Source organism: Mycobacterium sp. NGS45 (assembly GCF_059812645.1).
Genome location: NZ_JCALDB010000015.1, coordinates 94828 through 118538 on the forward strand (window position 1 = coordinate 94828; position 23711 = coordinate 118538).

Below are 23711 nucleotides of genomic sequence, written 5' to 3' on the forward strand. Positions count from 1 at the left end.
ATGCACGGCATCGAGAATTTTCCTACAGAGTGTTGGACTTTCCGACAGAGTGTAGGAAGCTGTCGGCATGAGCAATTTGCGCAACCGCTTGACCCACTGGTTCGCCCTGCCCGAGATCACCCCGGCCGAGGATTACGGGTTCTTCGGCCCGGACTCGGTGACCTGGCAGGTGTGGAGTTACCCCACCGGCCTGACCGTGGGATTCCAGCGCGCCGTCGTCATCGAGGAACTCGATCCCGCCCTGGTGGCCGCGGTCGACAAGACCCAGGGCATCTACCAGCGCCCCCGCACGCGGTACGACCGCACGCTGCGCTACTTCGCCACGGTGGCCTTCGGCGCCAGCCGCCCGGCCGCCGAAGTCGCCGACGTCCTGGTCAAGATCCACTCCAAGGCGATCGGGACCGACCCGGTGACCGGAGGGCGCTACGACGCCAACGACCCGGACTCGCAGCTGTGGATCCACCTGACCGCCTGGCATTCGATCCTGAAGGCCTACGAACGCTACGGACCGGGACCGCTTTCGGCCGCCGACGAAGCGCGGTACTGGGCCGATTGTGCGCGCGCCGCCGAACTCCAGACCTGCGATCCCGCCGACGTACCCAACTCCCGCGCCGGGGTGCAGGCCTACTTCGACCGGATGCGCCCACAGCTGATCGGTTCCGACATCGCCAAGCAGGCGATGAACCATCTGCTGGAAGCCGAGGTGATGCTGCCGGACATGCCGCGCTGGCTTCGTCCGGGAGCCCGGGTGTTGACGGCCTTCCTGCGCCGCGGCACGCTCGCCACCATGCCGCGATGGATGCGCGAGATGTCCGGCCTGCCGGTCTCGCCCGTGTTGGACGCCCTGGTGGTGCTGCCGCTGCGGGTCAGCTTCGCCGTGGTCAGCCGCAGCAGCCGCGCGGAGTTGATGCTGTTGCGGCTGCTGTCGCCGTCCACGGTGTCGGTGGTGGCTCCGGTGCTGCGCTCGGTACCGCCGATCGACCCGGTGATCACCACCCCGCGCGCCGCCCAGGGCCGGTTCGGCTACGACGATCCGCGGGTGGCACACCAGGAGTTGCGCGCCCGGCAACGCGATCGGGTGTTCGGGCACGGTGAGCCACCCAGCGACGAGGGCATCATCGAATCCCAGCCACTGTTGGGTGCCATCGGGTGACACCCAAACCGAACACCGGCGCCCGCGCCGCGCACCTGGGCCCGGAACGACGAAGGCCGCAGGTCCTCGACGCGGCGCTGGACATCGCTGCCCGACAAGGACTTTCGGCGGTCACCATGGCCGCACTGTCAGCCCGGATGGGGGTGAGCCGACCGGTCATCTATGACTGCTATCCCAGTCGCGGCGACATCCTGGCCGCCCTGCTGGAGCGCGAATCCGAGGTCGCGCTGAGCCGGCTGCTGGCCATCTTGCCGCCGCTCAAGACCAGTTCGGTGCAGCAGATGTTCGTCGACGGCTTCGCTTCGCTGCTGACCGACGTGCGCGAACGTCCGGCGTCCTGGCGCATCATTTACACGTCGGATCCCGATCCGGTTCTCGCCCAAGCCATCTCACGCGGTCGCGCCGAGCTTGCCGACAGGGTTGCGGCGGTCATGCGGCCACTGTTCGAACGCTGGGGCGTCGATGACCTCGACCGGATACTGCCGGTGATGACCGAGCTGTTCTTGGGCATGTGTGAGACCGCGACCCGGGTGATGCTCGACTCGGACACCGAATGGGATCCCGACGAGCTGGCCGGCATCGTCGGGCCGGCCGCCTATCGGGCGCTGCGCGCCAAAGCGGGACCGGCGCCCGGCTGAGCGATTCGGCGGTACGATCCGGAAATGCAGTTGGGGGTGGGTGCATCGTTTGCCGGATACACCATCGTGCGGCAGCTCGGCTCCGGCGGGATGGGCCGGGTGTACTTGGCGCAACACCCGCGATTACCTCGACAGGACGCCCTGAAGTTGTTGTCCACCAGCATCTCGGCCGACAGCATGTTCCGGGAACGGTTCCTACGGGAAGCCGACCTGGCCTCAACCTTGTGGCATCCGCACATCGTCGGGGTCCATGACCGCGGCGAACACGACGGGCAGCTGTGGATCGCGATGGACTTCGTCGACGGTCAGGACGCCGGCGACCTGCTGACCCACCAGTACCCCGGCGGAATGCCGGTCGACCTGGCCGTTGAGATCGTTACGGCGGTTGCCTCGGCGCTGGACCACGCGCACAACAAGGGCCTGCTGCACCGCGACGTCAAACCGGCGAACATCATGTTGACTCGTGGTGACGACGGCACCGAGCGACGAATCCTGCTGACCGACTTCGGAATCGCTCGCAGCACCGATGACCAAAGCGGCTTGACCCAGACCAACATGACGGTCGGGACGGTCGACTACGCCGCGCCCGAGCAGTTAACCGGGGAACAGCTGGACGGACGGGCCGATCAGTACGCGCTAGCCGCGACGGCGTATCAGTTGCTGACCGGCACGCCCCCGTTTCGCGACTCGAACGCCGCGGTGGTCATCGGCCGCCATCTCAACGCTCCTCCCCCGTCGTTGGCTACCAAACGTCCAGAGCTCACGGCGCTCGACGACGTGCTTGCTCGCGGCTTGGCCAAACGACCCGCAGACCGCTTCGCCAACTGCGGCGAGTTCGCGCGCGCCTTGGCTCAGCGCGCCCAGGGCGGCCCGGCCGTTTCACCACACGCGGCACCCACGATGGCGGCCGCCCCGTGGACACCCCCGCAAGCTGCGGTTTCGTCCCCCACCGTCCCGGCACCCGGGCCCGTCGGCCACAGTACGAACAAGACCTTGATCGTGCTTGGTGCCGCAGGCGCGCTTCTGACACTGGTCCTGGTCGGCTTGGTAGCGGTGCTGTTGACGCAAAAGACGACGACCGAAACCGCCGCCAAACCCGCGACCACCCCAAGCCCGCAGCGTCCCTCGGTGGTCACCCACACCATGACGGTCGATCCGACGGAGACGGCCGCGGCGGCCACCACCGTCACACCGACGGCAACCAAGCCCAGCGGCGTGGTTGTCGGTACCTGCGATGAAGGCGGCACCTGCGGTGTCAAGCAGCGCACCGCTCCGTACGTCGAGGCGCCGCGGCTGGTGCCGAAGGATCTGTACGACGGCAACTCCGTGGCGCTGGTGTGCACGGTGCGCGGCGACGAGCGTTCCAGTGACGGTCAGGGTGCCAGTGATCTCTGGTACCGATTGGCCAATGGCGCCTACGTGAACTCGGTGTACCTGCAGGTGAGCGGCCCGGGCGTCGCACCATGTTGACCTCGGGTACCAGACGGTGGCCGTCTCTGCTGCTGGTCACGGGTGTGATCTCGACGGTAATCGGGTGCGGCCCAACGGCTCCGGACAGTCCACCGGCCGAACCGTCGAGTTCATCGGTCTCGGCCGCGTCACCCGTGGCCACTCAGTCTGAACCGCGCCCCACCGAAGCCGTCCACGATCAGACAGAAGTTCTTGGAAACTCGGTGCAAGGCAAGCCGATAACGGCCCGCACGCTGGGCCACGGCCCCAGACGGGTCCTGGTGATCGGCGGCGTGCACGGCGATGAGCCCGAAGGTCGGTTCGTGGCAACGCAGTTGCCCGCTGCTTTTCTGACCGATCATCTCGCCGACGAGGTCACCCTGACCGTGATCGAAGATGCCAACCCCGATGGCCGAGCAGCCGGCACCCGCGGCAACGCCAATGGCATCGACATCAACCGCAACTTCCCGGCGAGCAACTTCGACGCCGCAAACTCCAGCACCGGTGAACCTCTGAGCGAACCAGAAGCCGAGCTGCTGGCCGACACCATCGCTCGGATCCAACCCGACCTGGTGGTCTCGGCGCATTCGTGGGTGGACGACGAATTCATCAACTTCGACGGGCCGGCGCGCGATATCGCCGAAAGATTTGGCACAGCGACGGGGCTGCCGGTTCAGGATTCGAGCTCCTTCGCCGCGACTCCGGGCTCACTGGGTTCCTACATCGGACGTGACCAAGGCATCGCGCTGCTCACCATCGAATTGCGCAGAGGAACTGACCAGCAGCAGGCCTGGGACCGCGTCCGTCCCGGGCTGCTGCAGGCGATCGCCGGCTGAGCCGAGGCGCGCTTTCAGCAGGTCAGGTAGAAATTCGGGTCGGTCGTGGTGTCGAGCCACTTGCCGTACGCGTCACCGCCGGCACTACGAACCGCTGAACACAGCTGGCCCTCGGTGCGGCCACCGGGGCGGTACACCGCATAGATCGCATTGCCGCTGTCGTCGGTGGCCCGCAACGACGGGCAGGTCTGGTCGGTGCGCAGATACGACGCGCCGGGGTTGGCGTTGAGCAGCCGCTGCACACCCTGCGCATACTGCCCCGGCGTGGTGACCGAACCCAGGATCACGATGCCCTGACCGTCGCAGGCCGGTTGGCTCATCGGCGTCGAAAGCCCCAGATCCCCGTACGGTTTGGCGGGCCGGGTGCTGGTCGGCGTGCGGGTCGGCGTGGCGGTGGTCGTCCTGGTCTGCTCCGGCTCTGAAGTACGCCGGTCGGTGATGGTGTGCGTGGCGGTCTGCCGGACGGTGGACGCCGAGGAATCCGAATTCGTCTGCGCCAGCTTGGTTCCCATGAACGCCACCACGCCGACCGCCAACAGTGCCACCGCCGCCGCGGCGACCAGGACCGCGGGCCGCATCCCCGACGACGGCGGCGCGGCCGCCGGGGGCGGTGCATAGCTCTGCGGCGGGTAAGCCGGCGGTGCCGATACCGGTGCCGGAGGTGGCCCGGCGGCCAGCAGGGTGTGCGCGGCGGCCGCCGCGGTCGTGGTTTGTGCGGCCGCCAACGCAGCCGCGAACTCGCGACAACTGCCGTAGCGCTGATCACGGTCCTTGGCCATCGCCCTGGCCAGGACCGCATCGAACGGCGCAAGGTCGGGCCGCAGACTCGCCAGACGCGGCGGCGGCGAAGACAAGTGGTGACCGATCACCACGACCGGGTTGGAGCTGGCGTAGGGCTGCTGACCGCAGAGCAGCTGAAACGCCGTGCAGGCCAACGCGTATTGGTCTGCCCGCCCGTCGATCGGATCACCCGTGAGCTGTTCAGGCGCAGCGTAGGCGACCGTGCCGACCGCCATGTTGGTCGCGGTCAGGTTGTTGCTCTCATTGGCCGCTTTGGCAATTCCGAAGTCGGCCAGCATGATCCGGCGCGGCCCGGAATCCGGTTCGGTGAGCAGGATGTTCGCCGGTTTGACGTCGCGGTGCAGCAGGCGCCGCTGGTGCGCATGGTCCAGCGCTTCGGCGATCGCCGACACGATCTCGGTGACCGCGTGTGGCGGCAGCCCGCGCGGGTAACGGTCACGCAGTAACCGGGCCGCGTCGGTGCCCTCGACGTAGTCCATCGCAATCCAAAGCTGACCTTCGAATTCACCCCGGTCGTGCACCGCCACGATGTGCGGATGCCACAGCGATGCCGCGATGTCAGCCTCCCGCACGAACCGCTGCTGATATTCGGCATCGGCGCTCACGCTCGCGGACAGGATCTTCAGCGCCTCCTGCCGTGGTAGCCGTGGATGTCGGGCAAGGTAAACCTCCCCCATTCCGCCGCGCCCCAGCGGTCGCACGATCGTGTACCCGGCGAACACCGCCCCCTCGGCCAAGTCCATGGCCGGATCCTACCCAGCGGCAGCGACATTCCGGCGCGGTCGCGCCGTACCGGAGACCGCGGTTGCGTAGGGTGACGGCGTGGACGCTTCCGAGCAGATCACCCGCCTGCAACCGCTGACTCGTCGCCGGCTGTTGCTGGCCACCGGCGCCGGGTTGGCCGCGGTCATGGCGGCATGCGCGCGCAATGATCAGCAGGCCCGCGCAACGCCGACCGAGACCTCACCGCAGCCCGCGTCGCCGTCACCTGAGCCGGCACCAGAGCCCGCCGCGAGCCCCGAGCCTCCCCCACCGGCAGCGCCGGTTTCGCTCGATGTGTTGTGCCGGGAGTCCTGGGGCGCCCAACCGCCGCGCGGCGCGGGCACCCCGCACACACCGGTCCGGATGACGATCCATCACACCGCGGCGTTCCTCGGCTCCAACAGCAACGCGGTCGCGCGTCTGCAACAGCATCAGAGCTACCACCAGGATCAACAGGGCTGGATCGACATCGCCTACCACTTCAGCGTCGACCGCAACGGCAACGTCTACGAACTGCGCGACCCACTGCTGGTCGGTGACACCGCCACCGAGTACGACCCGACCGGGCACTTCCTGGTGGTGGCCGAGGGCAACTTCGACGAAGAAGAGGTCTCCGAAGCCCAACTCGACGCTGCCGCCAAGGTGTTCGCCTGGGCCGCGCAGACCTACGGCATCGCGGTCTCGCCGGACACCCTGGGTGCGCACAAGGATTTCGCCGGCACCGCCTGCCCGGGCGCCAGCCTGGACGCCCACGTGAAGTCCGGTGATCTCCAGGCCCGCGTCAAAGAACAGATGGACGCCGGAACGATCACCATGAACATGATCTGCGGACCGGACGCCGACAACCGGATCGCCGCCATCCAGGCCGGCCGCTGAGCCGGGTCGGGAGCGCAATGCCGGTGCGGCTGCTGTGGTTTCGCCGCGATCTGCGCCTGCACGATCTGCCGGCACTGGCCGAAGCCGGCGCCGACGGCGCGCGGGTGTTGGGTTGCCATGTACTCGATCCTCGGCTGATCGCCTCGGCGGGTCCGCGCCGGCGCCAGTTCCTCTACGACTGCCTGCGTGCACTGCGCGACGACCTCCACGGCCGGCTGTTGATCCTCGACGGTCGCCCGGAGCGGCGCATCCCACAGCTGGCCGACGCTATCGGCGCCGAGTCGGTGCACATCTCGGCTGAATACACCCCGTTCGGCGTCCGCCGCGACGACGCCGTTCGCGCTCGTCTCGGCCCGACACCGCTGGTGGCGACCGGCTCGCCGTATCTGGTGTCGCCGGGGCGTGTGGTCAAGGACGACGGCTCGCACTACCGGGTGTTCACGCCGTTCTACCGGCGTTGGTGCGAGCACGGTTGGCGCCGGCCCGCCGACACCGATGTGGCATCGGCCGACTGGGTGGACCCGGCTGAGCTCGGGTTGCACAGCTGCGAGCTGCCCGATGAGGGTGTCGCACTGAGCCTGCCGGCCGGCGAGCAGGCCGGCCGGCAACGCTGGCGACAGTTCGTCGCCGAGCACCTCGCCGGCTACGCCACCGATCGGGACCGCCCCGATCTGGACACCACCAGCCGGATGTCGGCGTACCTGCACTTCGGGGTCGTGCACCCGCGCACCCTGGCCGCCGATCTCGGCGCAGCCGAGCCGGGTCCGCAGGCCTACCTGCGCGAGCTGGCATTCCGGGACTTCTACGGGTCGGTACTGGCGGCCTGGCCGCACACCGCGTGGCAGAACTTCAACCCGGCTTTCGACGGCATCGAAGTGGACGTCGGCCCCGAAGCCGAGCAGGTGTTCGCGGCCTGGACAGCGGGCCGCACCGGTTTCCCACTGGTCGATGCCGGCATGCGCGAGCTGCGTCAGACCGGGTTCATGCACAACCGGGTCCGAATGCTGACCGCGTCGTTCTTGGTCAAGGATCTGCATCTGCCCTGGCAGTGGGGCGCGCGGTGGTTCCTCGAGCAGTTGCTCGACGCTGATCTGGCCAGCAATCAGCACGGCTGGCAGTGGGCTGCCGGCAGCGGCACCGATGCCGCCCCCTACTTCCGGGTGTTCAACCCCACCACCCAGCAATCCAAGTTCGATCCCACCGGCGACTACGTCCGGCGCTGGGTGCCGGAGGCCGGGACCGTCGACTACCCCGAGCCGATCGTCGACCACGCAGTGGAGCGCGCGGAGGCTTTGCGCCGCTACGCCGCGATCGGCTGAAACCGGTATGCCACAATGTCGGGCATGGTCAGCACTGAAGTCGAGCGGTACAGCGATGTCGACGAGGCCGAGGTTCCGTCGGCGAAGTGGGGTTGGAGCAAGTTCAGCCACCGCACCTGGTACGTCGCCGGATTTCTGATCGTCGCATTCCTGCTGCTGACGCTGGATGGCCACCACGAGAGCAACGTGGAGAACATCTGGGTGCTCGGCTTCGTCATCGCGATCCTCGGGATGATCTTCCGCGACTGGTGGGGTCGTCGGCGCGGCTTCATCCGCTGACCGCTGACCGTCTGCTGCGTCGGCGGCTAGCGAACCTTGGTCGCCAGGGACCGAGTTGCGTGCATTAGTGTCACCGCTGAGCGGCGGCATGTGCATATTGCAAATGCCGGCCCGCAGCGGTGTCATCTGTGCACACTTTTGACGCGCACTGACCGCTGACCGCTACCCTTCCGCCGCTAGCTGGCCGCACGCCGCTGCAATCTCCCGGCCGCGGGTGTCCCGCACCGTGCACGACACCCCCTTGGCCCGCACCCGTCGGACGAACTCCCGCTCGACCGGCTTGGGGCTGGCGTCCCACTCACTGCCCGGCGTCGGGTTCAACGGAATCAAGTTGACGTGCACCAGCGGACCGAACACCGCGTGCAGTTTCTTGCCCAGCAGATCGGCCCGCCAGGGCTGGTCATTGACGTCCCGGATCAAGGCGTACTCGACCGACACCCGCCGCCCGGTGACGTCGGCGTAGTAGCGCGCGGCGGCCAGTGCCTCGTCGACCGCCCAGCGGTTGTTCACCGGGACCAGGGTGTCGCGCAACTCGTCGTCGGGTGTGTGCAGTGACAGCGCCAGCGTGACGCCGAGCCGTTCATCGGCCAGCCGACGGATCGCCGGTGCCAGGCCGACGGTGGACACCGTCACCGAACGCGCCGAGATCCCGAAACCGTTCGGCGGCGCGTCGATGATGCGTTGCACGGCCGCAAGCACTCGCGAGTAGTTGGCCAACGGTTCACCCATGCCCATGAACACCACGTTGGACAGCCGGCCGTCGAACTCGTCGCGCATGGTGGCCGCGGCCACCCGGACCTGCTCGAGGATCTCGGCGGTGGACAGGTTGCGGGTCAACCCGCCCTGACCGGTGGCGCAGAACGGGCAGGCCATCCCGCAGCCGGCTTGTGACGAGATGCACACCGTGGCCCGATCCGGATAACGCATCAGCACCGACTCGAAGGTGGTGCCGTCGTGTGCCCGCCACAGCGTCTTGCGGGTCTCCCCGGCATCACACTGGACCTGCCGGACCGGGGTCAACAACGCCGGAAACAGTTCTGCGGCAACCTGTTCCCGCAGCGCGGCGGGCAGATCGGTCATCTGCGCCGGGTCAGCGATCAGCCGCCCGTAGTACTGGTTGGCCAGCTGCTTGGCCCGAAATGCCGGCAACCCCAATTCGGCAGCCGCCGCGACCCGCCCGGCCGCGTCCAGATCGGCGAAATGCCGTGGCGGCAACGCCCGGCGAGGCGCCTCGAAGACCAGTTCCTGCTTCACGGCGTCACTGCCGTGGGATCGCCTTGAACGCAACCGAACACCGCGACGACGGTGCGCCGCAGGGCGGTGTTCGGGATCTGACTCACCACATCACGGTACCTGCGCACCGGTTTCTTCTGAAAATTTCGCGTGCAGAGGTCAGCGCCGACGCCTCATGCCCCGAGCGCACTCAGCATGCCGGCCGCCGACGACGGCCAGCTGAACTTCTCGGCCCGGGAGCGGGCAGCACTGCGGCGCTGCGCTTCGGGCCGTTCGATCAGGCCGGTCACCGCGGCCGCGAACGCCCGCGGGTCGTTGTCGGCGCAGACCCCGCTGTCCGGGCACAGGATCTCCGATTGCGCCGAGGTGCGCGACACCACCGCCGGGGTGCCGCAGGCCAGCGCCTCCAGCGCGGCGAGGCCGAACGTTTCGTGCGGGCCGGGTGAGAGCACCACGTCCGCGGACGCCAAAAGCGTTGCGACGTCCGTGCGCTCACCGAGGAAACCGGTGAACTCGACCGACAGCCCGGCGGCCTGCCGTTGCAGCCGCGAGCGCAGCGGGCCGTCCCCGGCGATCACCAACCGGGCGCCCACACCGCGATCCCGCAGCGCGGCCACAGTCGCGATGCTGCGGTCGACCCGCTTCTCGATGGACAGCCGACCGCAGTGCACCAACAGCAGTTGGCCGGGCGAAACCCAGCGGTCCCGCAGCGCGGTGGAGAAATGTACGGGGTGGAACACGTCGAGATCGACGCCCAGCGGGACGGTCATCACGTTGTCGGCGCCGATCCGGTCGAACTCGGCGCGCGCGAACGCGGTGGTGCACAGCACGGTGTCGTAGTCGCGAGCGGTGCGCCGATTGGCGACGTCGGCCAGCAAGCGAGCCATGGTCCGCGGCAGAATCTGGCCGGTCAGCCGGTCCAACCGCTCATGCGAGATCATCACCGTGCGCACCCCGCGGCGCGCGCCCCAGCGGCCCAGCGAGCGCAACGTGAACCGGTCGGAGACCTCCAACGCATCGGGTGCCAGTTCGTCCAGGATCTCGGTCACCGGCCCGGGCAGCACGGCCCGGTAGCCGCCGGTGAATGGAATTTGGCGGGCCGGCACCGAGATTCGAGTCACCCCGGACGGCAGCACGCGGTGTTCTCGCCGCGCGCCCGGCACCACCAGGAAGACCTGATGGCCGACCGCGCTGTACTGCGCCCCGAGTTGGTCGACGGCGGTCCGCAGACCGCCGGATCGCGGGCCGTAGAAGTTGGCCACCTGAACCACACGCACTCGGTCCAGCAGACCGGAACCGGATGTGGCCGCGGTGACGCCGCCGCGTCCGCCATGCGAAGCGCCGGTGAACTACCGCGTCACCCCCGCGTCAGGCCAGCAGCGTCAGCACGATCCAGCTGGCCGCCGCGGCCGGCAGGATCGAGTCGATCCGGTCCATGATGCCGCCGTGCCCGGGCAGCAGCGTGCCCATGTCTTTGATCCCGAGGTCACGCTTGACCTGGGACTCCACCAGATCGCCCAGGGTTCCGGTGATCACCAGGAAGATGCCCAGCGGGATGCCGACCCAGAACGGCTTGTCCATCAGCAACGTCACCGCCAGCACCGCCATCCCGGTGCCGCAGATCAGCGACCCGGCGAAGCCCTCCCAGGACTTCTTCGGGCTGATCGCCGGCACCATCGGGTGCTTACCGAACAGCACCCCGGCGGTGTAGCCGCCGATGTCGGAGAACACCACGGCCAGCAGCACGCAGAACACCCGGGCCCAGCCGTCGTCGGGATAGACCAGCAGCACGCCGAACGCGCCGAACAGCGGGATCCAGGCGGCCAGGAACACCGTGACGGATACGTCGCGCAGATAGTTCTGCGGCGCCTCACTCAGCCCTTGGGACAGCAGCCGCCACACCATGCACACCAGGACCGTGCCGCCGAACGCGCCCAGTGCGCCGGCCGGACCCCACGGCCAAGTCAGCCAGATCATCGCCTGGCCGCCGATCAGCAGCGGGATCACCGGGATGGAGAATCCGCCCTCGCGCAGCCGGCGCACCACCTCGTGGGTGGCGATCGCGATCGCGACGGCCACCACGCCGATCCAGATGTAGGGCTTGAGCAGCAGGATCGCGATCAGCGACCCGCCCAGCGCGACGCCGACGGCGATGGCTGCGGGCAGGTTACGCCCGGCGCGCGATGCCTTGGGTGGCGGCGCGGCGGCCGAGCCGCTCTCGGTTTCAGACACGGTGACTCACTGGCGGTCTCAGACCTCCAGCAGCTCGCCTTCCTTGCTCTTGACCAACTCGTCGATCTGGTCGGTGTAGGTGTGGGTGGACTTGTCCAGATCCTTCTCGGCGCGGCCGACCTCGTCCTCGCCGGCCTCGCCGTCCTTCTTGATCCGGTTGAGCTCCTCCATCGCCTTGCGACGGATGTTGCGGATGGCCACCTTGGCGTCCTCACCCTTGCCCTTGGCCTGCTTGACCAGGTCGCGGCGACGCTCCTCGGTCAGCTGCGGGACGGTGACCCGGATGATGGTGCCGTCGTTGGTGGGGTTCACGCCCAGATCCGAGTTGCGGATCGCATCTTCGATGTTGCGCAGCTGGCTGGCCTCATACGGCTTGATCACGACCATCCGGGCCTCCGGCACGTTGATCGAGGACAGCTGGGTGATGGGAGTCATCGCGCCGTAGTAGTCGATGTTGATCCGGTTGAACATGCCCGGATTCGCGCGGCCGGTACGGATGCCGGAGAGATCCTCACGGGCCACCGCGACGGCCTTTTCCATCTTCTCCTCGGCGTCGAAGAGCACCTCGTCGATCACTGTTCCCTCTCCCGTCGCCGCCCAACTGTTGCCATCAGCCACCTGGGGTCAGGTGGTGACCAGTGTTCCGATCTTCTCACCTGCCACGGCGCGCGCGATATTGCCGTCGGTCAACAGGTTGAACACCAGGATCGGCATGCCATTGTCCATGCACAGCGAGAACGCGGTGGCATCGGCCACCCGCAGGCCGCGGTCGATGACCTCACGATGGCTGATCGCGGTGAGCAGTTCGGCATCCGGATTGGACCGCGGATCGTCGGTGAACACCCCGTCGACCGCCTTGGCCATCAGCACCACCTCGGCACCGATCTCGAGGGCGCGCTGCGCGGCGGTGGTGTCGGTGGAGAAATACGGCAGACCCATGCCGGCGCCGAAGATGACCACGCGGCCCTTCTCCAGGTGCCGCACCGCGCGCAACGGTATGTAGGGCTCGGCCACCTGGCCCATGGTGATCGCGGTCTGCACCCGGGTGTCGATGCCTTCCTTCTGCAGGAAGTCCTGCAGCGCAAGGCTGTTCATCACGGTGCCGAGCATGCCCATGTAGTCGCTGCGGGTGCGTTCCATCCCGCGCTGCTGCAACTGCGCGCCGCGGAAGAAGTTGCCGCCGCCGATCACCACCGCCACCTGCACACCGCTGCGGACCACCTCGGCGATCTGACGGGCCACCTGGGACACCACATCCGGGTCCAGTCCCACCTCGCCGCCGCCGAACATCTCCCCGCCGAGCTTGAGCAGCACCCGCGTGTACTTGGGACGGATTTCGGCGGCAGTGGTCATCAGTCGCGGCCCCCATCAGGCTCGAAGAAGTCCGTACGGAACGAGAACCATCCCGGCCCGGCCAGGACGGCCAGGCATCATCCTGCCTCATCGAGTGCGCTCGGCATGTCGCGGGGCGCACGTGTCGGATCCGGACCCGGTGGGCAGCGTCGAACCGGGTAACATCGCCTGTCTACCTGAACAGATGAATCGAAAGGTGGCCATGTCGGCCCGCGCGTTCCTCACCGCGGCAGCAGCCGCGGCATTGGCCTTGACCGCATGCTCGCCGGCCGGCGACCGGCCCACCGATCAGATCGTCCTGGCCGAGGCCTACGACCTCGGCGGCTACAACCCGCTGTCCGGGTACGCCCAGCTCGGCGTGTCCCCGATCTACGAGGGGTTGCTGCGGCCCGAGGCCGACTCCGACGACCACCTGCCCGAGTTGGTGCCGGCGCTGGCCGCCGAACTCCCCACCAAGGTCGCGCCACGCACCTGGCGGCTACCGCTGCGCAGCGGGGTGACCTTCTCCGACGGCACCAGCTTCGACGCCGCCGACGTCGTCGCCACCTACGCCGCGCTCAAGAGCCCGACGGTGGCCTCCGAGATCGCGACCGACGTCGCCCCGGTCACCGAGGTGCGCGCCGACGGCCCCGACGCCGTCATCGTCACGATGGACACCGAGGCCGACCCGGCGCCCTATCTGCTGGTCGGCATCGCACCCTCCGAGCGGGTCGAAGACGAACCGGCCGCCGACTGGGCGCTGAACACCGAACCGGTGGGCACCGGTCCGTACCGACTGGAAAGCCTGCGGCCCGACCAAGCTGTGTTGGTGGCCCGCGACGACTACTGGGGTACCCGCCCGCAACTCGCCCGGATCGTCTACAGCCACACCCCCGACGACAACGCCCGCGCGCAGCGCATCAGCACCGGTGAGGTCGACGGCGCCAACCTGCCGCCGAAGCTGATCGAGTCGGTCCGAAGCGACGACGTGGCAACCGTGGCGGTGAAATCCGCGGACTGGCGCGCGGTGTCGTTCCCGGCCGGCAACCCGTTCACCGCCGACCCGCAGGCCCGGCTCGCGATGAACTACGTGGTGAACCGAGAGACGGTCATCGCCGATGTGCTCGACGGTCACGGCCGGCCCGCGCACACCCCGGTCGCCGCGATCTACGGTCCGGCCTACCAACCCGAGGCCACTTTCGCCTTCGACCCCGAACGCGCCGCGACGCTGCTCGACGACGCCGGCTGGACTGCCGGACCGGACGGCCTGCGCGAAAAGGACGGCCAGCCAGCCGAATTCGAGCTGCTCTACAACGCATCGGACAGCCTGCGCCGGGACCTGGCGGTGGCGTTCGCTGCTGCCATGCAGCCGCTGGGCATCACGGTGCGCACCCGCGGCACCAGCTGGGACGAGATCGACACCCGGTTCGCCGACGCCGCGGTGCTGCTCGGCGGTGGCGCCACGCCCTACAGCATCGACGCCCAGGTGTACGACACCCTGCACACCCGGCTGCCGGACTCCTCGCCGTACTCCAATCCGGGCAACTTCACCGCGCCCGGCCTGGACGATCTGCTCGACAAGGCCCGGCAGTCCCCCGACGGCCCAGCCAAGGATCAGTTTTACCGCGACATCCAGGCCCGCTACGTCGAGCAGCCCTCCAGCGTGTTCCTGACCTTCCTGGACCACACCTACGCCTACCGGAATCTGGGCTGGAATCAGACCCCGCCGATCCTGGAGCCGCACTCGCACGGCGTGGCCTGGGGCCCGTGGTGGCGGCTGGACGCATGGACACGCTGACCCGGCGGCAACCCGCGGCCAAGGGCGCTGCCGGCGCACCGCCGGGCGGCCCCGCACCGCCGGGCGGACCGGCACCGCGAACCCCGCGCCGAATGCGTTTGGCGCTGCGGCTGTTGGTGATTCGGACCGCGATCGCGGTCCCGGTGACCGCGGCGGTGTCCTTCGCGATGTTCGCGGTGGCGTCGTTGTCGCCGTTCGACCCGCTGGCGGCCCATCTGGGTGCGAACTATCAGCGCGCCACCCCCTCCCAGCGCGAAGCCATGCGCGCTGCCTACGACCTGGATCAGCCGTGGTGGCAGGCCTGGTGGCAGTGGCTCAGCGGCGCCGTACAGGGTGACCTGGGCTGGTCCTCGACGCAGTCGCAGCCGGTGGCCGCGGTGCTGGCCGACCGGATGCCGTTCACCGTGCTGCTGTCCGGCACCGCGCTGCTGCTGGCCGCGACACTGGCCATCCTGCTCGGCTGTATCGCCGGCATGCGCCGCGGCTGGGTCGACCGGTTGTGCTCGAACATCGCCGTGGTGTTCGCCTCGGTGCCGCCGTTTGTGGTGTCGCTGGCTCTGGTGACGGTGTTCGCGGTGGCGCTGCGCTGGTTTCCCACCTCGGGTGCCCGCCCGCCGGGCGGTGACTACAGCGCTGCGACCCTGCCGACGTACCTGATCTTGCCGCTGATCGCGCTGGTCTGTTCGCAGATCCCGTGGCTGCTGCTGACCACCCGCGCGGCGGTGCTCGACGCGTGCGCTTCGGATGCCGTGCTGGCCGCCCGGGCCCGCGGGGTGCACGGTTGGCCGCTGCTGCGCGGGCATATCGCACCGGTGTCGGTGTTGCCGACGTTCGCCTTGTTGGGCACCCGGCTGCCGGAGTTGATCGCCGGCGCCGCGATCGTCGAGACCGTGTTCGGTTGGCCGGGGGTGGCCGCGGTGCTGGTGGATTCAGCTGCCGCGCTTGACTTCCCGCTGCTGGCCGCGCTCACCGTGGGCGCTGCCGCCGCGGTGCTGCTGGGTTCGGCGCTCTCCGATGCCGCCGCAGTGTTCATCGATCCACGGATCGGGATGCGCGCATGACCGCGACCTTCCTGCCGACTGCCCCCGACGTCGGCGCGGGCCGGCTGGGTCGGCTCCGCGCAGCGCTGTGGGCGTGGCCGGCGCTGGTGTTGCTGCTGATCGCCGCCGCCGCGCTGGCCATCCCGGCGTTGGCCGGCCCGCAGTCCGCGGACTTCGCCGCCGCCCTGCAGCCGCCGAGCGCCACGCACCTGGCCGGCACCGACCACTTCGGCTACGACCTGGTGGTCCGCTGCGCGCAGGCGTTGCAGATCTCGCTGCTGATCGCGGCCATCTGCGCGGTGGCGGCCACCTTGATCGGGGTCACCATCGGCACGGTGGCCGCGCTGGTCGGCGGCTGGTTCGACGCCGTCACCATGCGGGTGGTCGACGGTTTCAACGCGCTGCCGCACCTGGTGGTGGGCATTGTGATCGCTGCGATGTGGCGCGGCGCCCCGTTGGCGATCATCGCTTCGATCGCGCTGACGCACTGGCCCGCGGTGGCCCGGGTGGTGCGCGCCGAGCTGCTGGCCGTCGCCGACGCCGGCTGGGTGCAAAGCGCCCGGCTGGCCGGTGGGTCCCGCTGGTTCGTGATGCGCGCGCACCTGCTGCCCGCCGCCACCGGCCAGGCCCTGGTCGCGATGATCATGCTGCTGCCGCACGCGGTGTGGCACGAGTCGACGCTGTCGTTCCTGGGCGTCGGCCTCTCACCGGATCAGGCCAGCCTGGGCACCCTGATCGGGCAGGCCCGCGGTGACGTGCTGACCGGGGCGTGGTGGACGCTGGCGGTGCCGGCCACCGCACTGATCGGCACTGCCCTGGTCTTCGCCGCAGCGGGTTCCGCGCTGCAACGGCGGCACGAACCGCCATCCGGGACGGTGTGGTGATGACGACTCCGATTGCCGAATTGCGTGCCCTCAGCGTCGACATCGCGACCAGACCGGGCCGCGACGCACCCGTGGTGCACGCCTTGACCGACACCGACCTGAGCCTGCACGCCGGTCGGGTGACGGCCCTTATCGGCGAATCCGGCTGCGGCAAATCCCTTGTCGCGGCTGCGTTCTGCGGACTGCTGCCGCCCGGATCGACGATCCGCGGTGAGATCCGTTTCGACGACGCCGACCTGGCGCGGTCCGATGAGCGGCAGTGGCGGCGGCTGCGCGGTCACCAGATCGGGTTGGTGCCGCAATCGGCAGCGACGTCGTTAACCCCGGTGCGCACCGTGGGCGCACAACTTTCCGAGGTGTGCCGCCTGTTGCGCGCGCAGCGCAGCCCCGCCGAGCTGCTCGAGTTGGCCCACCTGGATCCGGGCAACGCGGCGCTGTTCCCGCACGAGTTGTCCGGCGGGATGGCGCAGCGCGCAGCCATCGCCGCGGCATTGGCCGGCGATCCACGGGTGTTGATCGCCGACGAACCGACCTCGGCGTTGGATCCGGACAATGCCGCGCTGGTATGGCAGCTGCTCGCCGACACTGCGGCCACCGGCGTCGCGGTGCTGGTCATCACGCACGACCTGGGGTCGCTGCTGGCCGCCGACGGCTGCCACGACATCGCGGTGATGCGCAACGGCACCGTGCTGGTGCAGCAGGACACCGCCGAAATCACGCTCAGCACAGACGATTACCTGTCGCGGTTCTTCGCGGGGGCACCGGCATGACCGGCCACGTCCTGGCGGCCCGCCACCTCACGGTGCGGTTCGACGAACGGCCGGTGCTGCGTGACGTCGAGCTGACCGTGCGCACCGGCGAGGTGCTCGGCGTGACCGGGCGGTCCGGCTGCGGCAAGACCACCCTGCTGCGGGCGCTGGCCGGGCTGCACCGGCCCGACGCGGGCGCCGTGCACTACGACGACGAACCTGCGCCGCCGCCGGGTTCGGTGGCGCTGCTGGCTCAGCATCCCCGCACGGTGTGCAACCCGCGCTGGCGGCTCGACCGGATCATCGCCGAGCCGGCCGTGATCCGCGGCGAGTCGGCCGGTATCGCCGAGGTCACCGCCCGGGTGGGGCTGGAACCGGAGTTGTTGGGCCGTTTCCCGGCTCAGGTCAGCGACGGCCAACTGCAGCGCGCGTGTCTGGGTCGGGCGCTGCTGCAACAGCCCCGCTACCTGCTCTGCGATGAACCCACCGCGATGCTGGATCCGATTGCCGCCGAAGATATCTCGCTGGTGCTCAAACAGCTGGCGACCGAAACTGCGCTGGTTCTGGTCAGCCACTCGCCCAGTTTGGTCGACGCGTTGGCCGACACGGTCCTCGAACTCGGTTGACTCAGTTGCTGATCCGGGCGAACGGCTGCGCGGCTTCGAGTTCGTAAGCCAGCTCCAGCAGCCGGGCTTCCTGCCCGGTCGGGGCGGCGAACATCATCCCGATCGGCAGGCCATCGGATGACTGGGCCAGCGGCAGCGAGATCGCCGGATCGCCGGTGATGTTGTGCAGCGGGGTGAACGCCACCCAGTCGATCAGTCGGCTGATGGTCTGCTCGTAGTCCGCCATCGGATCCAGATACCCCACCGGTGGCGGTGCCTCGGCCAGGGTCGGGGTCAGCACCACGTCGAAGCTGCGGTGCAGCGCGGCGGTGCGCCGCCGGGTCAGGGCCAGCCGGGCAATCGCCAGCGGCATCCGGTGCAGATTGCGGCCGGCGTGCCGGTCCAGCCCCAGCGACAGGTTGTCCAGCCGGGTCCGGTCGAACGTCGGGCCGAACCGTTTGCGTCCGCCGCGCACCAGCGCCATCGACAGCAGCGCCCAGTAGGCGACGAAGTCGTCGACGAACGATGCCGGCACCGGGATCTCGTCGAGTTCCTCCACGTGGTGGCCCAGTCCGTCCAGCAGCTTGGCGGTGGCCAGCGTCGCCTCGCGCACCTCGGGGCTGCTGTCGCGGCGAATCGAACGGGTCACCACGGCGATCCGCAGCCGCCGCCGTGCCGGCCCGCGGATGTCGCCGACCGACGGCAGTTTCGGGTTGCGCCAATGCCTTTCGGCTTCGGCGTAGAACGCTGCGGTGTCCCGCACCGACCGGGTCAGCACACCGTTGGCGACGATCTTGATCGGCATCTCGGCGTGTTCGGCCTCCAGCGGCAACCGGCCGCGCGACGGTTTCAGGCCGACCAGGCCGGTGCAGGCGGCCGGGATCCGGATCGAGCCGCCGCCGTCGTTGGCGTGCGCGATCGGCACCGCACCGGCAGCCACGAAGGCCGCCGAACCCGAGGACGAGGCGCCCGCGGTGTAGTCCGGGTTCCAGGGGTTGCGCACCGCACCGAGCCGGGGGTGTTCGGCCACCGCGCTGAAGCCGAATTCCGACATCTGGGTCTTGCCCAGGATGTTCAGCCCGGTGGCCAGGAAGAGCTTGGAGAACTCGCCATCGGCGGGCAGCGGTCGCGGGGTCCAGGCGTCGGCGCCCTTCATGGTCGGCATGCCGGCGATGTCGGTGTTGTCCTTGGCGAACGACGGCACACCGTCGAAGGAACCGGCGTGACTGGTCTGCGCCTGCGCGCGGGCCCGGTCGAAGGCCTGATAGGCCAGACCGTTCAGTGCCGGGTTGAGTTTCTCGGTGCGCTCGATGGCCGCCTCGACGGCCTCGCTGCGCGAGATCGCACCGGACTTGATGGCTTCGGCGACCGCGACTGCGTCGAGGTCGCCGAGCGCGTCGTCGCCGAAGGCGTGTACTCGGGTCACTCCGGGGACGCTAGCAGGGCCGGCAGGCCGACCGGATCCCACCCGGTGGCCCGGGCCGCAGCGTCGACCACGGCGCGCACCATTGTCCCGGAAAGGCAAAACCCCGCGCCGCCGGGATCGCCGGCCGTGGCGCGGGGTTTTCCAAATTGAGCGGTTTGGTGCGCCGCTCAAGCCTTGGTGCGGGTCAGGCCTGACCCACCTCGAAGCGGACGAACCGCGTGATGGTCACACCCGCCTCATCCAGCAGAGCCTTGACGGTCTTCTTGCTGTCGGACACCGACGGCTGCTCGAGCAGCACGACGTCCTTGAAGAAACCGTTGACCCGGCCCTCGACGATCTTGGGCAACGCAGCTTCCGGCTTGCCCTCTTCCTTGGCGGTCTCCTCGGCGATCCGACGCTCGTTGGCGACGATGTCCTCGGGCACGTCCTCGCGGGACAGGTATTTGGCCTTGAGCGCCGCGATCTGCAGAGCCGCCGCATGCGCGGCGTCCTTGCCGTCGCCGGTGTACTCGACCAGCACACCCACGGCCGGCGGCAGATCCGCAGCCCGCTTGTGCAGGTAGGGCTCGACGGTGCCGTCGAAGTAGGCCACCCGGCGCAGTTCCAGCTTCTCGCCGATCTTGGCCGACAGCTCGGCGATGGCCTGCTCGACGGTCGAGTCGCCCACCTTGGCGGCCTTGAGGGCGTCGACGTCGGTGGCCTTGGCGGCCAGCGCGGCGTCGACGATCTTGGCGGCCAACTCCTGGAACTCCGCGTTCTTGGCAACGAAGTCGGTCTCGGAGTTCAGCTCGATGAGCGCGCCGTCCTTGCCGGCCACCAAACCTTCGGCGGTCGCGCGCTCAGCGCGCTTGCCGACGTCCTTGGCACCCTTGATGCGCAGCACCTCGACGGCCTTGTCGAAATCGCCGTCGCTCTCGGCCAGCGCGTTCTTGCAGTCCAGCATGCCGGCACCGGTCAGCTCCCGCAGGCGCTTGACGTCGGCGGCAGTGTAGTTAGCCATGTAAAGACTTCTCCTGAATTACGAAGCGTCGGTGGTGGTTTCGGTGGCCGGAGCGGCCTCGGCCGGGGCGCCGGTGGTGGCCGAAGCCAGCAGCTCCTGCTCCCATTCGGCCAACGGCTCGGCGCCGGCTTCGGGCTTGCCGTCGGTGGCGCCGGCACCGGCACGGGCCTGCAGACCCTCGGCGACCGCCGAAGCGACCACCTTGGTGAGCAGCGCGGCGCTGCGGATGGCGTCGTCGTTACCCGGGATCGGGTAGTCCACCAGGTCGGGGTCGCAGTTGGTGTCCAGGATCGCGATGACCGGGATGTTCAGCTTGCGAGCCTCGCCGACGGCGATGTGCTCCTTGTTGGTGTCGACGACCCACACGGCCGAAGGCACCTTCTGCATGTCCCGGATACCGCCGAGGCTGCGCTCGAGCTTGTTCTTCTCGCGGGTCAGCATCAAGATTTCCTTCTTGGTGCGACCCTCGAAGCCACCGGTCTGCTCCATCGACTCGAGTTCCTTGAGCCGCTGCAGACGCTTGTGCACAGTCTGGAAGTTGGTCAGCATGCCGCCGAGCCAGCGCTGGTTGACGTACGGCATGCCCACCCGGGTGGCCTCGTCGGCGATGGATTCCTGAGCCTGCTTCTTGGTACCGACGAACAGCACGGTGCCACCGTGGGCGACGGTTTCCTTGACGAACTCGTACGCCTTATCGATGTAGGTCAGCGTCTGCTGCAGATCGATGATGTAGATGCCGTTGCGGTCGGTGAAGATGAACCGCTTCATCTTGGGGTTCCAGCGTCGGGTCTGATGCCCGAAGTGAGCGCCGCTGTCCAGCAGCTGCTTCATGGTTACAACAGCCATGATCGGCCTTTGTCCTTCAGTTGTCGGTTGTCGTCCGGCATCGGGTGAAGCCGAACCCTGGCGACTGCTTCGATGCCGGACCCGTCGCGAGACGGGACCGCCCGGCATACAAGGCACGGACCCAAACCACAGTCCGTTGTGCAGACGCGCGAAGTCAGCCCGCGCAAGCGAGCTGCGGGAATGAGTTTACACCCACGAAAGGGATGCTCCGTCCACAGTGCCGCCGCGGTCCCCAACACCGGGGCTGAAGCCTGGCGGCCGCGCTTGCAGCGCGCTGAACTGGCCCGATGCGACGACGGGTGCGGGCTGGTGTGGCGTGGTTGGCGCTGCTGGGGGTGGTGACGCTCACAGCGGCCCCGGCCCGGGCCGAGCCACTGCGTCTGGTTTGGCCGCTGCACCCGGAACCGGCGGTGCTGCGGGAATTCGACGGCCCGAAGCCGAATTGGCAGCGCGGCCACCGTGGCGTCGACCTGGCCGGCGCACCGGGACAGGCCGTCTACGCAGCCGGGCCGGCCACCGTGGTGTTCGCCGGCGCGTTGGCGGGTCGGCCGCTGGTCTCGCTGGCCCATCCGGGTGGGCTGCGCACCAGTTACGAGCCGGTGCAGCCGAGGGTTCGCCCTGGCCAACGCGTCGATGCCGGCACGCCGATCGGCACCCTGGTGGCGGGGCATCAGGGCTGCCCCGTCCCGGCGTGTCTGCACTGGGGCGCGATGTGGGGACCCGCCGCCCACGCCGACTACGTCGACCCACTGGGGCTGCTGATCTCGACCCGGATTCGGCTCAAACCGTTGGGCGGTTGATCACTGCGGCAGTCGGGTCACCATGGCGTCGGCCACCCGGACGCCTTCGTCGGTCATGTCGTACCCGCAGGCGTTCACGTCGAGCACCACGTTGGACACCGCGCGCAGCACGCGCTGACAACCGAAACCGCCGGTGTCCTGCTGGGCAACCGCGATCGTGATGGCATCGTCCTGCCTGCTGAAGCCGTCGTACTTCATCACAGTCTCCGGGTTGTCGAGCATCGAGAGGGTTCGCCCCGAACATTGCTCCCAGTTCTCCGCCTGGGCCTCCAGGTAGGCCCGCGCCTGGTCGGCCGACGGAAATGCGACGACGGCCTGCTGTACGCCATGCTCGTTGGGCACCAGCATGGTGAGCCGGCGAACCGCCGTGTAGCCACTGTCCCGGTACAGCGCACGCGCACCAACGCTCTGGATTCCAGAACAGGTCGGGTCAGACCATTCCCCGTCGTCCTCGCCGGGGACCAACGTGTCCTGCACGCCCCCGTCATCAGGTTCGAGATCGGTGGTGTACATGATCTCGTTGAGTTGGTCGGCTTCCACCAGGACCGACTCGAGCTGATGCTCGGCCAGTACCGGCACCGCCGACGGTCCCCGCGTCAGCGCCACCGCGGCGCCCGCACCGATCAGCACGATCGCGGTCACACCGGCGCCGGCCCAGGCGAGCCGGCGTTTACCCGATGTCCGTTTCGGCTGAGCCCACTGCTGCGAGGGGACCTGGTAATCGGTGGTCGGAGCCTGGTAACCGGTGGTCGGAGCCTGGTAACCGGTCGTCAGGGCCGGCTGCCGGGGCGGGACCTGATAATCGGTGGTCGAGGCCTGCACCTGCGCCGGCACCTGATAGCCCGCCGTCGAGGCGGGCTCGCGGGGCGGCATCTGGTAATCGGTCGTTGCGGTCTGCTTGGCACTCAACGCCTGCTGCGCGGCCGCCATCAACTCGCCGGCACTGGCGTAGCGATCTTGCGGGCTCTTCGCCAGCCCCCGAGCGACCACTTCGTCCAGATCCGTTGGCAGGTCGGCACGTAGGGCAACCGCCCGCGGGATCGGGGCCTTCGCGTGCTGATCGGCCAGGCCTTCGACGGTGGCGTCGGAGTAGGGCGCCGCACCGGTCAGCGCTTCGAACAGCACACACGCCAACGCGTACACGTCGACCGAACGAGTCACCTCGGCATTGGAAAACCGCTCCGGGGCAAAATATTTCGCTGCGTCGACGCCGTCGGCCCAGAGCAACTGCTGTTCGGTGGCGGCATTGCCGACACCGAGACCGGTCACTAGCGCGCTGTCCTCGGCGGAGACCAGGATCTTCTCCGGTTTGAGGTTGCGGTGCAGCACCGGTACCGCATGCGCCGCGTCCAGACCCGCGGCTACCTGGGTGAGCAGGCCTACTGCTCGCTGCGCAGGCAGCGCACCTGAGCTGTCCAGCACCGCGCGCAAACTGGCGGCATCGATCAGCGGCGTCGCGACATACAGTTGGCCGTCGATCGCGCCGTGGTCGTGGGTCGCCACCAGCTGCGGATGCCGCAGGCCCTGCACGGCCTGCATCTCACGCTGCATCCGAGCCCGGAATGTCGCGTCCTGGCAAAACGGCGCCGACAGCAACTTCACGGCGACCACACGGCGATCGCGGACGTCCTCGGCCTCATACACGTGACCCAT

23 protein-coding genes are annotated in these 23711 nt (G+C 68.8%); 13 read left to right on the plus strand and 10 right to left on the minus strand.

The window, feature by feature from the left end; translation table 11 throughout:
• Window positions 1–67 precede the first annotated feature (67 nt).
• The 4 genes from AC5Y3P_RS15245 to AC5Y3P_RS15260 are packed head-to-tail and all read left to right on the plus strand — an operon-like array spanning window position 68 to window position 4076.
• Window positions 68–1153 (plus strand): oxygenase MpaB family protein, encoded by a 1086-nt coding sequence (locus AC5Y3P_RS15245; protein WP_500046747.1) that lies wholly within the window; start codon window positions 68–70, stop codon window positions 1151–1153.
• Entirely contained in the window at window positions 1150–1791 is a 642-nt protein-coding gene (locus AC5Y3P_RS15250) for a TetR/AcrR family transcriptional regulator (RefSeq protein WP_500046748.1), read from the plus strand. The genes AC5Y3P_RS15245 and AC5Y3P_RS15250 overlap by 4 nt, the downstream gene beginning before the upstream one ends.
• Before the next feature lie 24 nt (window positions 1792–1815).
• Entirely contained in the window at window positions 1816–3261 is a 1446-nt protein-coding gene (locus AC5Y3P_RS15255) for a serine/threonine-protein kinase (RefSeq protein WP_500046749.1), read from the plus strand.
• Window positions 3255–4076, plus strand: coding sequence for a M14 family zinc carboxypeptidase (locus tag AC5Y3P_RS15260; RefSeq protein WP_500046750.1), 822 nt, complete (start codon window positions 3255–3257; stop codon window positions 4074–4076). Before AC5Y3P_RS15255 ends, AC5Y3P_RS15260 begins: the two co-directional genes overlap by 7 nt.
• Window positions 4077–4090: 14 nt before the next feature.
• Here AC5Y3P_RS15260 and AC5Y3P_RS15265 read toward each other — a convergent pair whose 3' ends face one another.
• A complete protein-coding gene (locus AC5Y3P_RS15265; protein WP_500046751.1) occupies window positions 4091–5620 on the minus strand; it encodes a serine/threonine-protein kinase in 1530 nt (509 codons plus the stop codon).
• 79 nt (window positions 5621–5699) lie between these two features.
• Between AC5Y3P_RS15265 and AC5Y3P_RS15270 the strand changes: the two genes are divergently transcribed.
• From AC5Y3P_RS15270 to AC5Y3P_RS15280, 3 genes are read left to right on the plus strand one after another with little or no spacing between them, the layout of a single operon-like run.
• On the plus strand, window positions 5700–6515 hold the full coding sequence (locus tag AC5Y3P_RS15270; RefSeq protein WP_500046752.1) for an N-acetylmuramoyl-L-alanine amidase: 816 nt from the start codon (window positions 5700–5702) through the stop codon (window positions 6513–6515).
• A 17-nt stretch (window positions 6516–6532) separates the two neighbouring features.
• The gene (locus AC5Y3P_RS15275) at window positions 6533–7834 is read left to right on the plus strand and encodes a cryptochrome/photolyase family protein (protein WP_500046753.1); all 1302 of its coding nucleotides are present in this window, start codon (window positions 6533–6535) and stop codon (window positions 7832–7834) included.
• A gap of 24 nt (window positions 7835–7858) precedes the next feature.
• The gene (locus AC5Y3P_RS15280) at window positions 7859–8113 is read left to right on the plus strand and encodes a DUF2631 domain-containing protein (protein ID WP_500046754.1); all 255 of its coding nucleotides are present in this window, start codon (window positions 7859–7861) and stop codon (window positions 8111–8113) included.
• 162 nt (window positions 8114–8275) lie between these two features.
• Here the strand turns inward: AC5Y3P_RS15280 and rlmN are convergent, their stop codons facing one another.
• The 5 genes from rlmN to pyrH all read right to left on the minus strand — a co-directional run bounded on the left by rlmN (window position 8276) and on the right by pyrH (window position 12931).
• On the minus strand, window positions 8276–9367 hold the full coding sequence (rlmN, locus tag AC5Y3P_RS15285; RefSeq protein ID WP_500046755.1) for a dual-specificity RNA methyltransferase RlmN: 1092 nt from the start codon (window positions 9365–9367) through the stop codon (window positions 8276–8278).
• 152 nt (window positions 9368–9519) lie between these two features.
• A complete protein-coding gene (locus AC5Y3P_RS15290) occupies window positions 9520–10623 on the minus strand; it encodes a glycosyltransferase (protein WP_500046756.1) in 1104 nt (367 codons plus the stop codon).
• Between the two features lie 91 nt (window positions 10624–10714).
• Window positions 10715–11578, minus strand: coding sequence for a phosphatidate cytidylyltransferase (locus tag AC5Y3P_RS15295; protein ID WP_500046757.1), 864 nt, complete (start codon window positions 11576–11578; stop codon window positions 10715–10717).
• Window positions 11579–11596: 18 nt separating this feature from the next.
• Window positions 11597–12154 (minus strand): ribosome recycling factor, encoded by a 558-nt coding sequence (frr, locus tag AC5Y3P_RS15300; protein WP_500046758.1) that lies wholly within the window; start codon window positions 12152–12154, stop codon window positions 11597–11599.
• Between the two features lie 48 nt (window positions 12155–12202).
• A complete protein-coding gene (gene pyrH / locus AC5Y3P_RS15305; RefSeq protein WP_500046759.1) occupies window positions 12203–12931 on the minus strand; it encodes a UMP kinase in 729 nt (242 codons plus the stop codon).
• 184 nt (window positions 12932–13115) lie between these two features.
• On the opposite strand from pyrH, the gene AC5Y3P_RS15310 reads away from it, so the two are divergent.
• From AC5Y3P_RS15310 to AC5Y3P_RS15330, 5 genes are read left to right on the plus strand one after another with little or no spacing between them, the layout of a single operon-like run.
• Window positions 13116–14708, plus strand: a complete 1593-nt coding sequence (locus AC5Y3P_RS15310; protein ID WP_500046760.1) for an ABC transporter substrate-binding protein — start codon at window positions 13116–13118, stop codon at window positions 14706–14708.
• Complete coding sequence (locus tag AC5Y3P_RS15315; RefSeq protein ID WP_500046761.1) at window positions 14696–15769, plus strand: ABC transporter permease; 1074 nt, start codon at window positions 14696–14698, stop codon at window positions 15767–15769. The genes AC5Y3P_RS15310 and AC5Y3P_RS15315 overlap by 13 nt, the downstream gene beginning before the upstream one ends.
• Entirely contained in the window at window positions 15766–16632 is an 867-nt protein-coding gene (locus AC5Y3P_RS15320) for an ABC transporter permease (RefSeq protein ID WP_500046762.1), read from the plus strand. Before AC5Y3P_RS15315 ends, AC5Y3P_RS15320 begins: the two co-directional genes overlap by 4 nt.
• The gene (locus AC5Y3P_RS15325; RefSeq protein ID WP_500046763.1) at window positions 16632–17402 is read left to right on the plus strand and encodes an ATP-binding cassette domain-containing protein; all 771 of its coding nucleotides are present in this window, start codon (window positions 16632–16634) and stop codon (window positions 17400–17402) included. Before AC5Y3P_RS15320 ends, AC5Y3P_RS15325 begins: the two co-directional genes overlap by 1 nt.
• Window positions 17399–18007 (plus strand): ABC transporter ATP-binding protein, encoded by a 609-nt coding sequence (locus AC5Y3P_RS15330; protein WP_500046764.1) that lies wholly within the window; start codon window positions 17399–17401, stop codon window positions 18005–18007. Before AC5Y3P_RS15325 ends, AC5Y3P_RS15330 begins: the two co-directional genes overlap by 4 nt.
• A gap of 1 nt (window position 18008) precedes the next feature.
• Here the strand turns inward: AC5Y3P_RS15330 and AC5Y3P_RS15335 are convergent, their stop codons facing one another.
• From AC5Y3P_RS15335 to rpsB, 3 genes are all read right to left on the minus strand, one after another.
• Entirely contained in the window at window positions 18009–19412 is a 1404-nt protein-coding gene (locus AC5Y3P_RS15335; protein ID WP_500046765.1) for an amidase, read from the minus strand.
• A gap of 184 nt (window positions 19413–19596) precedes the next feature.
• Entirely contained in the window at window positions 19597–20412 is an 816-nt protein-coding gene (tsf, locus tag AC5Y3P_RS15340) for a translation elongation factor Ts (RefSeq protein ID WP_500046766.1), read from the minus strand.
• Between the two features lie 18 nt (window positions 20413–20430).
• The gene (gene rpsB, locus AC5Y3P_RS15345; RefSeq protein WP_500046767.1) at window positions 20431–21258 is read right to left on the minus strand and encodes a 30S ribosomal protein S2; all 828 of its coding nucleotides are present in this window, start codon (window positions 21256–21258) and stop codon (window positions 20431–20433) included.
• A gap of 287 nt (window positions 21259–21545) precedes the next feature.
• On the opposite strand from rpsB, the gene AC5Y3P_RS15350 reads away from it, so the two are divergent.
• Window positions 21546–22058, plus strand: coding sequence for a M23 family metallopeptidase (locus AC5Y3P_RS15350; RefSeq protein ID WP_500046768.1), 513 nt, complete (start codon window positions 21546–21548; stop codon window positions 22056–22058).
• Here AC5Y3P_RS15350 and AC5Y3P_RS15355 read toward each other — a convergent pair.
• Window positions 22059–23711: serine/threonine-protein kinase PknH/PknJ (locus AC5Y3P_RS15355; protein WP_500046769.1), on the minus strand; the 1653-nt coding region annotated here is incomplete at its 5' end. It lies immediately after the preceding gene.